This is a genomic window from Lysinibacillus sp. RU7 (assembly GCF_057837305.1).
Genome location: NZ_JBYQFK010000040.1, coordinates 15,104 through 29,477, shown reverse-complemented (window position 1 = coordinate 29,477; position 14,374 = coordinate 15,104). Strand labels below are relative to the sequence as shown.

At 39.3% G+C, this 14,374-nt stretch carries 10 protein-coding genes; 7 read left to right on the top strand and 3 right to left on the bottom strand.

Annotation, left to right across the window (positions count from 1 at the left end):
* Positions 1-722 precede the first annotated feature (722 nt).
* From AC3II9_RS20280 to AC3II9_RS20270, 3 genes are all read left to right on the top strand, one after another.
* Positions 723-2,336: a methyl-accepting chemotaxis protein gene (locus AC3II9_RS20280; RefSeq protein WP_489158393.1), complete on the top strand. Its 1,614-nt coding sequence runs from the start codon at positions 723-725 to the stop codon at positions 2,334-2,336.
* 249 nt (positions 2,337-2,585) lie between these two features.
* The gene (locus AC3II9_RS20275; RefSeq protein ID WP_489158391.1) at positions 2,586-5,753 is read left to right on the top strand and encodes a non-ribosomal peptide synthetase family protein; all 3,168 of its coding nucleotides are present in this window, start codon (positions 2,586-2,588) and stop codon (positions 5,751-5,753) included.
* Positions 5,750-6,430 (top strand): 4'-phosphopantetheinyl transferase family protein, encoded by a 681-nt coding sequence (locus tag AC3II9_RS20270; RefSeq protein WP_489158389.1) that lies wholly within the window; start codon positions 5,750-5,752, stop codon positions 6,428-6,430. Before AC3II9_RS20275 ends, AC3II9_RS20270 begins: the two co-directional genes overlap by 4 nt.
* A gap of 250 nt (positions 6,431-6,680) precedes the next feature.
* Here the strand turns inward: AC3II9_RS20270 and AC3II9_RS20265 are convergent, their stop codons facing one another.
* From AC3II9_RS20265 to groES, 3 genes are all read right to left on the bottom strand, one after another.
* Positions 6,681-7,127: a hypothetical protein gene (locus tag AC3II9_RS20265; RefSeq protein WP_489158387.1), complete on the bottom strand. Its 447-nt coding sequence runs from the start codon at positions 7,125-7,127 to the stop codon at positions 6,681-6,683.
* A 514-nt stretch (positions 7,128-7,641) separates the two neighbouring features.
* A complete protein-coding gene (gene groL, locus AC3II9_RS20260) occupies positions 7,642-9,276 on the bottom strand; it encodes a chaperonin GroEL (RefSeq protein WP_489158385.1) in 1,635 nt (544 codons plus the stop codon).
* 109 nt (positions 9,277-9,385) lie between these two features.
* Positions 9,386-9,670: a co-chaperone GroES gene (gene groES / locus AC3II9_RS20255; protein WP_391375120.1), complete on the bottom strand. Its 285-nt coding sequence runs from the start codon at positions 9,668-9,670 to the stop codon at positions 9,386-9,388.
* Positions 9,671-9,872: 202 nt separating this feature from the next.
* Here groES and AC3II9_RS20250 point away from each other — a divergent pair, with 202 nt between their 5' ends.
* The 4 genes from AC3II9_RS20250 (at position 9,873) to AC3II9_RS20235 (ending at position 14,332) form a co-directional block, all read left to right on the top strand.
* Positions 9,873-10,619, top strand: a complete 747-nt coding sequence (locus AC3II9_RS20250; RefSeq protein ID WP_489158383.1) for a CPBP family intramembrane glutamic endopeptidase — start codon at positions 9,873-9,875, stop codon at positions 10,617-10,619.
* A gap of 154 nt (positions 10,620-10,773) precedes the next feature.
* Positions 10,774-11,160: a MerR family transcriptional regulator gene (locus AC3II9_RS20245; RefSeq protein ID WP_489158382.1), complete on the top strand. Its 387-nt coding sequence runs from the start codon at positions 10,774-10,776 to the stop codon at positions 11,158-11,160.
* On the top strand, positions 11,157-12,665 hold the full coding sequence (locus tag AC3II9_RS20240; protein WP_489158380.1) for a class I adenylate-forming enzyme family protein: 1,509 nt from the start codon (positions 11,157-11,159) through the stop codon (positions 12,663-12,665). Before AC3II9_RS20245 ends, AC3II9_RS20240 begins: the two co-directional genes overlap by 4 nt.
* Positions 12,662-14,332 (top strand): acyl-CoA dehydrogenase family protein, encoded by a 1,671-nt coding sequence (locus AC3II9_RS20235; RefSeq protein ID WP_489158379.1) that lies wholly within the window; start codon positions 12,662-12,664, stop codon positions 14,330-14,332. Before AC3II9_RS20240 ends, AC3II9_RS20235 begins: the two co-directional genes overlap by 4 nt.
* Positions 14,333-14,374 lie beyond the last annotated feature (42 nt).

The window sequence follows — 14,374 nt, the reverse complement described above, 5'->3', positions numbered from 1 at the left end:
TGGAGTATTTTTTTTGTCCATAGCTAAAAGCTTTCCGGAACCCCCTGCATAGCAGGGGGTTTTCATCTCCACAAAAAGTTATATCTTTATTCTCAAATAAAGATATAAACTTTTTTTCATTTTATTACCATAATGAAAATTAGCATATCCCCTAGCACACAAGACACGACAAAATAAGTAAAAATACTTAATAATAGTTTAGAAATTCGCATTTCATCCAAATTTTTAATCAATTTAAATTAAGGAAAATTTGAGTATACCTCTTTTTTATACTATTTATTGTAAATTTTTTGTAAAGATTTAACCTATTCTAAAAAATATATAGACTAAAAAACTAGATTTCTTCATTTATTCATAGAAATCGAGACTTTAAATAGGAAGTTTTCTAGGTTGTGAATCATTTTTTTTGTCAGTATAGTAGTTACATGATAGGAAATAAATAGATTATTTTTCATTTATAACTATTTAGAACGCACCTGGACTTCTACGAATAACGTCAACAGCTTCAAGGTGTAGTACATCGACTAAATTATCCATTTCTTATCCTTAGATTGAAATATTTGCTATACCGTATGAGGAGGAAAAGTATGAAAAAAAGCAAGAAGCAGCAAATGTCCATTAGTAAAAAATTAACTGCAATAGTAGTAAGTATTTTATTATTATTTGGATTAGTTACCTCAGTTCTTTCTTATTATATAGTAAGAAACAGTAATTTGACAGACATGGATCAATCGCTATCTGACAAAGGCATGATCCTAGCTAAAACCATTGATAGTACTACGTTGAACTCAATATTAGAGAATCCAACAAATAGTAACCCTGATGCTCTACGATTAACAAATGAAATGGATGCGATCAATGATAATTCTGATAGCATTGTCAATCTATTTTTAATTACAGTTAATGGGGAAAATATTAATGCACCTGTTCTCTCGTCTAGTATCCTTGCACTCGGAGCTGAGTATAACCAAGATATGATTGCTATGGGGGTATCTCCCGATTTCTTGGCAAGAATTAAAGAAGTTTTTGATACAAAACAAGCAACAGCAACAGCTATTTATAGCGATGAATTTGGTAGCTTTAAAACAGGTCTTACACCAATCTTAGATGAAAATGGAAACATGCTGGCCGCTTATGCCATTGATTATGATGTATCGATGGTAACAAAAAAAGCACTGTCTGAAGCCCTATGGATATTATTGGTCACTGTTATTTTCTTAATTGGTTCATCTATTGCTGTCTATACTCTTTTGAGAAAAAAATTAACACCTATTCAACAGCTTTCCTTGCAATCTAAAAAAGTCGCAGAAGGTAATTTAGAGCTTGACCCTTTACCAGTTACTTCAACAGATGAAGTAGGAATGCTCACACAAAACTTTAATGCAATGATTGAAAACTTAAAAAATGTTATTAAAAGTACAACGCATGTTTCTGCACGTGTTTCACGCACTGCCCATGTTTTATCTGTAAATATGCAGGAAGCTTCTGATTCATATAATAACGTAGCTTCTTCCATGCAAGAAATTGCAAGTGGCGCTGATCTTCAAGTACAAAAAGCAAAAGAAAGTACAATTACCATTGAAGAAATGAATCTTGGTATCCAACGAATTGCCATGACGTCCAATCAAATTTCAGAATCCTCTCTTTTAGCATCAGAGGAAGCTGAAAAAGGTAATGAATCGACAAATAAATCTGTCGTACAAATGAATGCTATTAGTAAAGCTGTTAATCAATCCGCAGCTTCTGTTAAATTACTTGGCGAACATTCCAACAAAATCGAAGAAATCGTAGGGATCATTACAGGAATTGCCTCTCAAACGAATTTACTTGCATTGAATGCAGCTATCGAAGCTGCACGTGCTGGAGAAGCTGGTAGTGGTTTCGCAGTAGTTGCTGATGAAGTACGTAAACTTGCTGAACAATCTGAGGCATCGGCAAGAGAGATTTCTACACTTATTTCTCATATCCAGCAGGATACAAACGAATCTGTCAATATCATGGTTCACGCTGTAGAAGAGGTAGATCACGGAATTGTCATGATCAATGATTCAGAAAAATCATTTAGCCAGATTTTAACTTCCATTCACCATGTGACAGGACAAATTCAAGAGCTTTCTGCAACGATTGAAGAAATGGCAGCTGGTATGGAAGAAGTAACATCTGCTGTTAAAGATATGGAAGATTTTTCAGTCAATTCAAAAGACAGTACAAGCGTAGTAGCAGCCACTTCTGCCTCTCAATTAAATACGGTACAAAGAGTTTCTGAAGAAGCTCAAGTATTATCCGAGTTATCTGATGAATTAATGAATGTTGTCAATACTTTTGTAGTGAAATAACAAAAGGGCAAGCACCCTCTCTAGCGCCAACATGCGTTGGAGATAGGCTCACAGTGGCTAGTCCGCTTGCGCTAAATACGCTTTCAATTTGAAAAAATTTATACTTTCTTTTAAAAAGTGAAAGGGCTGCCCTTATAAGGAGATTTATGTCCATTAGTCACGCACAGATTGCTTCACTGCTGTGGACCTAATGACTATCATCGCTCCTTCATAAGTGTCTGCCCTTTTCTAAAATAGGAGTTGTCATAATTGAAAAATACACGAGCATTGGATGTACACCCATCACAGAATAACACCCATTCTTTTACGCAACAAACGCTACCATCCATTCGAACACAACTATTGAACGAAGAAGACTTCATCGCGTATCAAACTTTAAATCGAACAATGGCTGACTACGATAAACACACCACAATACCCGACGTATTTTATCAGGTAGCACAACAGTTTGCTGAACGGATTGCCTTATCTTATGAAGATGGCCAGATGACCTACCGTCAGCTAAATGAACAATCCAACCAAGTTGCCCATATGTTAGTTGCCAACGGTTTGCAAAAAGGAAACTATGTAGCAATTGTTATGGAGCGTAGTAAAGAAACCGTCATTAGTCTGTTAGGTATCCTGAAAGCTGGTGGAGTCTATGTTCCCATTGATCCGAGCTATCCAAAAGAACGTTGTCAGTATCTATTAAACGACACAGGTGCGCCATTTATCATAACCAAAAATGAACATACAGCACTACTAAATGATTTCATACATAATGATTCCCAAACACGTACAGTATTCACAATCAACCAAACGGAGCAAGGCTATTCACAAGAAAATATATACTGTGAACTGCTTCCATCCGACTTAGCCTATATCATTTATACATCTGGATCAACAGGTAAACCAAAGGGCGTTATGCTTCAGCATGGAGCTGTCATTAATTTGATAACAGATAACCAAAGAATCTACTACTCAACTAAAGAAGATGTTTATTCTCAGTTTATTTCTTATAGTTTTGATCCTTCTGTCACAGAAACGTTTACTGCTTTCTTTTCAGGGGCAAGACTTCATATGCTGACAAGTATAGAGCGTCTATCGGTTGAAGCATTTGCTGATATGATTGGTCGTGAGCAAGTAACTACTGCCACTGTGCCAAATGCTTTCTTTACACAGCTAGCTACACATTTACCAGTAAGCTACCGAGAAAAACTCTCGACACTCAATTATTTGTCTGTTGGTGGTGAAGCCTTATTGCCTATCACTGTTCAAAAATGGCAAGAGAAATTTGGACTTTCGACAGAAATTATTAACGTATATGGACCAACTGAATGCACCGTATTATCCTCTTATTTTAAGGTGAAAAGTCACATAACAAACATGCAATCTAGCATCCCTATTGGCAGACCTATCGCTAATTATGAAATGTATGTTATCAATGCGGATGAACAGCTTTGTCCCGTGAATGTAATCGGAGAATTATATATTGCAGGTGCTGGTTTAGCAGCAGGCTATTTACATCAGCCGGAAAAAACAGCTGAGGTCTTTGTACCCCATCTCTTAAAGCCAAAACAAAAAATGTATCGAACAGGTGATTTAGTTCGTCTATTGCCAACGGGTGTCGTTGAATTTGTGGGACGTCAAGATTCTCAAATCAAAGTAAGAGGCTTCCGTATTGAACTTGGAGAAATTGAAACAGCGTTAAGCCATCATACGAGCATTCAGGAAGCCGTGATCATTGCGAAGAAAATGGCTGATGGCAATAATCATTTATTTGCCTACTATACGGTGGCAAGTGGTATACAGCTTGAGGAACAGCTTTTAAGAGACTACTTGGCAAATCTTTTACCAGATTATATGGTGCCTGAGCAATTTATTGAATTGCAAGAAATGCCGTTATCCCCTACAGGGAAAATTGATCGAAACCACTTAGCCTCATTGGAGTTAACTCTATCTCGCAGCAATACATATATTGCGCCAGAAAATGATACACAGCGTATGCTTGCTACGGCATGGGAATACGTACTCGGTATCGAGCCTATAGGCATTCACGATAATTTCTTCCACATTGGAGGGCATTCGCTAAAAGTGCTCGAAATTCTTGTACAAGTGAAAAGGCATATACCATTCTTAAAGATTCAGGATTTCTTCCAATATCAAACGATTGCAGCGCTTGATCAATATATTCGTCATTATCAGCCGGAAACTATTGAGATTCAAGAACAACCAGCTAACATTGTTTTCAAGGATTTAATGGAGCCTAGTTCGCTACAAGTTTCACAAACCGTGAAACCTTTGCCAATGACATCGATATTATTAACAGGGGCTACAGGTTATTTAGGTAGCCATATTTTGTATGAGCTATTAGCAACAACAAATGCGCACATTTACTGCCTTATTCGACCAAGTGCCCACACTACAATTGAAGCCAAGCTAATAGAAAGTATGCAATTTTATTTTGGCAATCATATTGCTCTGCAGATGACAGATCGTGTCACTGTTATCCAAGGTGACTTAGGCAAGCAACGACTTCATTTATGTGATGAAGATGAACAAATACTTATGAAAGAAATCAGTACCATCATTCATTGTGGAGCAGATGTACGTCATTTCGGTGCAGCTGATCATTTTAATCATGTCAATGTTAATAGTACGCGCTATTTGCTTGAACTAGCCAAACAGAAACCAGGTGTGCATTTCCATTATGTATCGACAATGGGGATTCCAGAGGAGTTAGCTGCCACCCAATGGGGACCAGATGAAGCAAATGGTAACTTTAGTTATGATGTAAAGCTTGATAATGTTTATACTCAAAGTAAGCTAGAAGCAGAGAATCTTGTTCGAAATGCTGTGCATGATGCGATTCCTGTTTCCATTTACCGTGTGGGGAATTTAAGCTGTCATTCCGAAACAGGTAAATTCCAACGTAATATGGATGACAATGCCTTTTACCGTATGATGAAATCGATGCTTTATTTAGGTAAAACACCTACTGCTCAATGGCATGTTGACTTTACACCAATAAATTACGCTAGCCAGGCGCTCGTTTCTCTGGCAAAACAGCCAGCAACTAACGGTCATGTCTTCCATTTATGTAACCCTGTATCACTTACTTATTTAGAATTAATCGACATGATGAAGGAACTTGGTTATGACCTAACCATTGTATCTACACAAGAATATACAGATTGGCTATTAAATGGCGATCATTCACAAGAGGCACAGGCGTATTTACCGTTAGCGATTGCTCAACTTGAAGGTGATGGAGCTAGCGACTCCCCATTTATCTTCAACTGCAAAAAAACTATCGAATTTTTAGCTACTACAAAGATTGAATGTGCGGTACCAAATACAGCCTTTATTCACAAAATGATTCAATACGGGATCCATACAGGCTACTTCCCTAAACCAAAACAAGTCAGTATACGATGATTAGACAAAATATACAGGTATTTGCACTGCCTCTAGGAGCACAGTTAACACCATCAGAATGGGATGCTTTTCTCAAAGTACTCCCTTTTGATGTTCAAAGAAAAATTACACAATACAAACATTGGCAAGATCGCCAACGAGCCTTACTAGGTAGTGCCCTCATCAGATGGGCGCTCCTTCCGTACATTGATGAAGTCCTGTTACACCTGGCGCATGATGAACATGGTCGCCCATATATTGCAGGATATCCTCATTGGCAAGGCGATTTTAATCTTTCTCATTCTGGTAATTGGATTGTGTTAGCAGTAACAACTAACGGGCGAGTTGGCATTGATGTTGAAGAAATAAAGCCTGTGAATGAAGAGATGATGGCATATGCGCTTTCCGAGGCAGAGCTTCCATTCGTCTCTCATCAGCCTCTACCTGTTTTTTATGAGTTTTGGACATTAAAAGAAGCTCTTTTTAAAACAGGTTTATTGCCAATTGCATCACCTCATTTGCTTGATACAATCGACATTAAAAGAACAAGAAAAGACCTTTCAACCCAATTACTCTATCTCGATCAGCAACATCCTGTATCTCTCTGCTGGAACAATGTATGTTCTAATGTAGTAATCACAATGTTAAATAAAGAGCAGCTTTTACAGCTAGAACAACAAGGGGTATCCAGAAAGTAAAAACTTTCTGGATACCCCTTTACTTCTTAATAATTATCCATTAAGAAATATTGCTCCTGCGGTGGTCACATCGAAATGCCTTTTCAGACGGCCCTTTGTTATTAACAGAAAAATATGCCCTCTGAAAAACATATAAAAAACACTTCTCATAATTTTTAAAATCATGAGAAGTGTTCGTTGTTTTATACTTTGATTGTGAATCACACTGCTTATTACCTTTCAAATTTAGTTAACACGATAAACACATGATTTAATTTGATGATATTAAAGGCATTGGAGCGAACATGTGCATATGCTCAATTTCATTCACATTACGACTATCTCTCGATTCAAAAGGCCATGTAATTACTACATAATCACCGAGTTTAAAGTTGATTCCAAATTTCTCAAGTTCCTCATGTGTGTAATAAATTTTTTCGTATCCGAATCCATTGGCAATTTCACCATGAATACCTTCGTCAGTAATGGCTGTAATTTGGTACGTTTCGGATACTGATTCTGATTGTATGGCTTGTAATTTTTCGTCCATGTCTTTAAAAACCATCATGAAATCCTCTTTTTCTATTTGTAATTCTGTAACTTGTTTTTCTCTCACTTTATCACTGCTATTTTCACCCATTGCATATCCCACTGCAAAACTTCCTATTAATAATGCTCCTGTTAGAGCAGATACTGTTGCTATTTTTTTTATATTCATTCCATGAAAACTCCTTCTATTTTTAAGGTAAACAGACCTTATCATGAATTATTTTCCATTTCAATAATAATCAAAAAAACACTACTTTAGTCCTCCTGTCATTTCAAAACAACACAATACGATATCGGTGTAACCATTTTGAAGGGAGTTAGCAATCATGGGTACAAAAGAACCTTTATCCAATGTGTTGCTATGAAATCCTCATAAGCAAATTTTAAGAGCATAAAAAAACCACCTCCCAAGCGTTAATCTTGGGAAATGGTATTTGCTTTACGATTAAATTGTGAACTACACCACTTCAGAAAAAGTGATAGTTAATAGCAAATCTTTAACGAACCTAATGGCTAAAAATTCCATCTACTATTTGTTAAAAACCCTTGCTTCGAGATGAAGTCAGGCTAAAGGCGTCGCGTCCTGCGACAACGCCTGACTGACCCGCATCGTGAACGAGGAGCAAAGGCTAAAATCGCGACGTCCTGTCGCAACGCCTTTGTCACCACATCCATGTGGAAGCCTACATCATTCCTGGCATGCCGCCCATGCCGCTCATATCTGGCATACCTGCGCCAGCTGGTTCTGGGATGTCTGCTACAACTGCTTCTGTCGTTAAGAATAGAGCAGCTACAGATGCAGCGTTTTGAAGTGCTGAACGCGTTACTTTTGCTGGGTCTACTACACCTGCTTCGATCATGTTTACCCATTCGCCTGTTGCTGCGTTGAAGCCGATGCCCACTTCTTCGCGTTTTAAGCGGTCCACGATGATTGAACCTTCCAGACCTGCGTTTTCAGAAATTTGACGTACTGGCTCTTCTAAAGCACGTAGGATAATGCGTACACCTGTTGCTACGTCGCCTTCTACGCCTTCAAGCACTTTTTCTACTGCGCCATATACGTTTAGAAGTGCCGTACCACCACCTGATACGATCCCTTCTTCTACTGCTGCACGTGTAGAGTTTAATGCATCCTCGATACGAAGTTTGCGTTCTTTTAATTCCGTTTCCGTTGCAGCACCTACTTTAATAACTGCTACACCGCCAGCTAATTTCGCTAAGCGCTCTTGTAATTTTTCTTTATCGAACTCTGAAGTCGTTTCCACAAGTTGTGTACGGATTTGACCAATGCGTGATTCGATATCCGCTGCGTTACCAGCACCTTCAACGATTGTTGTGTTGTCTTTTGATACGACTACTTTTGCAGCGCGACCTAATGACGTAATATCCGCTGTTTTTAAGTCTAAGCCAAGGTCTTGAGTAATCACTTGACCACCTGTTAAAATCGCAATGTCTTCAAGCATTGCTTTACGGCGATCACCGAAGCCAGGTGCTTTCACTGCTACCGCATGGAATGTACCACGTAATTTGTTGACTACTAATGTTGCTAATGCTTCACCCTCAACATCTTCAGCAATCATAAGTAGTGGACGACCTTGTTGTACCACTTGCTCTAATACTGGAAGCACTTCTTGAATGTTAGCAATCTTTTTATCCGTAATTAAAATATATGGGTTGTCTAATACAGCTTCCATTTTATCTGTATCTGTCACCATATAGTGAGATAAGTAACCGCGGTCAAACTGCATACCTTCTACAACATCAAGCTCCGTTGTGAAGCCTTTTGACTCTTCGATTGTGATAACCCCGTCGTTACCTACTTTTTCCATTGCATCCGCAATATATTGACCGATTTCTTCGTCCGCTGAAGAGATTGCTGCTACTTGCGCGATCGCTTCTTTGTTTTCGACTGGACGAGAAATGTGTTGTAATTCTGTTAACGCAGCTGCTACCGCTTTGTCGATCCCTTTACGGATACCTACTGGGTTTGCACCAGCTGTTACGTTTTTAAGGCCTTCACGAATCATAGCTTGTGCAAGAACTGTTGCCGTTGTTGTCCCGTCACCAGCGATTTCGTTTGTTTTAGAAGCAACTTCTGCTACTAATTTTGCGCCCATGTTTTCGTATGGGTTTTCAAGCTCGATTTCTTTGGCAATCGATACACCGTCATTTGTGATTAATGGAGAACCGAATTTTTTCTCTAATACAACGTTGCGGCCTTTTGGTCCAAGTGTTACCTTTACCGCATTCGCTAATTTATCAACACCAGCCGCCATTAATGAGCGTGCTTCTTCTGAGAACTTAATGTCTTTTGCCATGTGAAAATACCCTCCTAAAATGATAAAACTATTTTTATACTGAATCTGTTGAGCATCGAAGCGCCGGCGAAAGTCACGGGCGCTTGATATTTACGAGTTAAATTTGAAATTAAGCAATAACTGCTAAGATGTCGCTTTCGCGTAAAATTAAGTATTCTTGACCGTCGTATTTCACTTCTGTGCCTGCGAATTTAGAGAAGATAATTTCATCGCCTTCTTTGACGTCAAGCTCGACACGAGTGCCGTTATCTAAAACACGACCTGTTCCTACTGCCACAACTTTACCTGTTTGTGGTTTTTCTTTCGCTGAATCTGGAAGCACGATACCAAATGCTGTTTTTTCTTCCACCTCAACTAGTTCGATAATGATACGATCACCTAATGGTCTTAACAAGTGAAACAACCTCCTACAAATTAATGTCTATGTGTCATTATTAGCACTCATCAACTTAGAGTGCTAACACAATTCTTATATTAATAAATTCCATTTTTTTTTGCAAGTCAGAACACTAAAAAATTTTGTTTTCTTTCTATAATCCTCTAAAATGAAATTAACACTTATATATAATAGTCTTAGAAAGAAGGAGTTATTCGTTTTGAATTCAACAATTATAGAAAAACGCAAGTCTCTAAAAACCGCTTTATTCATCTTGTTAACGTATATTTTTGTCTTTCAATTATCTGCATTGGTTTTACGTTTACCAGGAGCTCTCGACTTTGTCTTCGGTTTAATTGATGCCCCGGTAGAAGATAAGGGCGTAATTCTTACTGCTTGGTGGTCCTTTATTTTCGGTATCATCTCCCTTGTGATTATTTGGTTGCTTGGCCTTCGTGATAAAGGCTTTTTCAACATATACGAAGGAGAAAAAGCGTCTACCTCACAAGCGATTGGCTGGGGCATTATCGGGTTCTTCATGGTGTTTGTCGGACAAATCGTCGGCGCCTCTATCGAAATGTTACTCGGTATTGAAGCAGGCTCTGAAAACACGGCAACGCTTGTAGAAATTGCGAAACTGTCACCCGTCATGATTATTGTTATTGCGCTAATCGGCCCTATCTTAGAAGAATTCGTCTTCCGCCGCGTTGTATTTGGCTCGTTAATCCAAGTACAAAATTTCTTATTTTCAGCTGTCATTAGCGCGGTTGTATTTGCGGCAATTCACTTTGACTTTACACACATTATTCTGTATACAATTTGCGGTCTAATCTTTGCCTTCCTCTATTACAAAACAAAGCGTTTGCTTACATCCATTGTGGCGCACATTTTATTAAACAGCTTCGTTTGTGTAGTCCAATTATATGGCGAAAAAATCCTGCAATTATATGATGCTGTACCAAAATAAAACCTTAGACACCTGCTCATATAGTAGGTGTTTTTCTCTTTATATTAATATTCTTCTCTTTTATTCAATTTTCCTCTTTAAGTTTACGTTAACGTCAATGGTATAATAGTAAGAAAATTCAAACTACAAAGCAAAAAAGGGGGAGGTCATTTGTGTGGAACATACGATTCAATATGTAGCTAAACGATTTCACATTTCTTCTCGAACATTACGCTATTACGAGGAGATCGGCCTGATTGCACCAAAACGGACAGCTTCGGGACGTCGCCTTTATTCAAAACAAGATCTGACTAAGTTAAAGCTTATTTTCCGCGGCAAAAAATACGGCTTTACATTAGAAGAGATTAAAGAAATGATTTTGCTATTTGATATGGATCGAACGGGTGTAAAGCAATTAGAACGAACGATTGAGTATGGACAGCAAAAAGTAACGGAAATTAATGAGCGTATCGCCGAACTCCATGAAATACGCGAGGAAATTTTAGCACTTCAAAAAAAGTTTCAACAAAAGTTAAACCTATTGAAGGAGGACGAAAGATGAACAGTTCCAATTTATTAGCGAGAAATGCAAGGAAATATCCACAAGCTGAAGCGATTGTCAGTATGGGGAAACGCACGACCTATAGCGAATTAAACCAACTTGTGAATCAATTAGCGGACGCCCTTCTAGAAAAAGGAGTGTTCCCAAACGATAAAGTGGTCATCTTTATGCCCAACGTGTTAGAGTTTGTCATTAGTTACTTTGCTATACAACGTATTGGTGCCATTGTTGTACCGATTAATGCCAAGTTCACGTTGAACGAAGTCGAATTTGTCATGAATCATGCCGATGCAAAAGCCATTATCGCACATGAGCTACTCTATGCCCATGTGGCGCATTTAACAATTGGTGACATTAAAATTAAAACAGGCGCATCAATAAATGACTGGGATAGCTTCGAGGACTTGCTAAATAGTGGCGATAGTACTGATATAGAATGCTTTTTAAGCGAAGACAATTTATCGACGATTTTATACACTTCTGGTACAACAGGTAACCCAAAAGGGGTGCTGTTTACGTACCGCAATATTTTAACCGTTGCCCATATGATTGCAGTAGAAATGGAAGTCAAACCAGAAAGCCGCCTATTGCTCATGATGCCCTTAAGTCATTCTGCACCGCTTCACTTATTTTTAATGGCGGCATTTGTTGTCGGGAGTACAAGTGTGTTAACACCGACATTTACACCTGATTTACTCATCGATACGGTAGTGAATGAAAAAACAACGCATTTCTTCGGGGCACCTGTTGCCTACTTATTAACAGCTTCTAACCCGCGCATTGCACAGGCAGATCTTTCTTCAATGCAATGGTGGGTATACGGGGGTGCCCCGTTATCTAAACAAGAAGTGCTCTATCTAGCCGATCAGTTCCGTACAGACCGCCTCGTCTGTGTATACGGCTTAACAGAAGCAGGGCCAAGTGGTTCCATTTTACATGCGAAAGAACATCCACAAAAGGCCGGGAGTATCGGGAAACGTGCCCCGTTAGGAACAGAGCTACGCATTGTCAACGAGGAAGGAGCAGATGTACCACAAGGTGAGATTGGCGAAATTGTGTTACGCGGTGAAGGCAATATGAAAGGCTATTATAAAAATGAAGAAGCAACCAAAGCCGCCTGCATTAATGGCTGGCTCCGTACAGGCGATTTAGCACGACAAGACGAGGACGGTTATATATGGGTCATTGATCGGAAAAAGGACATCATTATTTCTGGGGGCGTCAATATTTATCCAAAAGAAATTGAGGAGGCAATTCTAGCATTTGGTGGTATGACGGAAGTAGCCGTGATTGGTGTTCCACACGCTGAATGGGGTGAAACAGTAAAAGCCGTTTTCGTTAGCTCTAAAACAATTGATATTGAGGCATTACAATCCTTTTTAGCCTCCCATCTAGCAAACTTTAAAATCCCAAAACTTTACGAGCAAGTGGACGCATTACCGCGCAATGCATCCGGAAAAATTTTAAAGCATGCATTAAAAGAGCAAGGAGGTGTTCCACAATGAACGTACTCACAAAAAAGCCGCAATATGTAAATAATTTTTATACAGCAGACGAAACACTACAAAACATATTACGCGATAAACTACCCGATACATTTTTCGACTATGCACATGAAGCATTAACGGCATTCGGGGCGCGTTGTGCGGGGCCAATCGATGAACGAGCAAAGCATACAGATCGTGAGGGCGAACCACGCCTTATTCGTTACAACAAATTCGGGGAAGAAACATCGGTAGTGTGGGTAAATGAAGGCTATAAACAGACCGTGCAAGAAACATACAATACGGGCATTGTCGGCTATGTGCATAAAGAAATCCCCGCGCTCGGTCAGAAAGGAAACTATGTATATAGTTTTGCACAAGGCTATGTCTTGTCACAAAGTGAACCTGGCTTTTACTGTCCCGTTACGTTAACGATGGCGACCGCTTATTTATTAGAGCATTATGCAGACGAGGCAGTAAAAGAACGCTTTATGCCGCATGTTTGTTCAACTGGTGAGGCACCACTTTACGAAGGCGCCACATTTCTGACGGAAAGGCAAGGCGGTTCAGATGTCGGCGCGAATGTCGTACAGGCCCGACTTATAGACGGCGAATATTATTTATATGGTGAGAAGTATTTTGCTTCCAATGCAGGGCAATGCGGAGTAGCGATGGTGCTGGCCCGTATGATAGATGCTCCTCAAGGCTCCAAAGGATTAACATTATTTGCCGTCCCATGGCATTTAGAAGACGGCTCATTAAACGGCATTACGATCCGTCGTTTAAAAGATAAATTAGGCGTCCGCGCTGTGCCATCTGGTGAAGTCGTATTTGAGGGATCAAAAGCTTATGTCGTAGGAGATCCTTCAAAAGGCATTTACTACATGCTAGAAGCACTGAATTTGTCGCGCATTTGTAATGCCACTGCATCTGTTGGCATTATGCAGCGTGCCCTGCAGGAAGCTTATACGTATACTTCTGCCCGTGCAGCATTTGGACAACCGCTTACCCAGTTTCCGGCTATTCAACATTCCCTTGCCACACTAAAGGCAAAGCACCATGCAGAACTCCTGTCACTCTTTGATTTAATTGAGCTTTACGACAAAGTGACAGCAGGACACGGCACACCAGAAGAGCAAGTAATTGTCCGTCTACTAATTGCCCTTGTGAAAAAAGAAACGGCAGAGCAAGCGATTCACTTCTCTCACGAAGCAATTGAGCTACACGGTGGCAATGGCTATATTGAGGATTTCGTGACACCACGCCTTTTACGTGATGCACAAGTGTTAACGGTATGGGAAGGAACGGCAAATATTTTAGCACTTGAGCTAATCCGTCTTGTCCGAAAATGGAATGCACATGAGTTATTGATCGATATGATGGAGCAACGTTTACATTTACTAACACCCTGTCATTTGACTAAAATTGTTGAGACAAAGATTGAGGAAACAAAACAGTTGTTGCAACGATTCATGGAATTGGACGACATGATGCAAACATTTGAAGCAAAAGCGATGATGAAACAACTTGTTTCACTTTATGAAAGTGTAAATGTTGTAGCGTATGCGAAAAAGGACCAAGGCAGTGATGAGCTACTGGCCGATATATTTTTAGAATCCGAATGGCAGCTCCGTTCACTTGGGGAAGAACCAAAAACGGTTGCATATTTTGATCAAATTTTTAAATAAAAATGAAAAAGGTGGACGAGAAAAAATCTCGTACACCTCTTT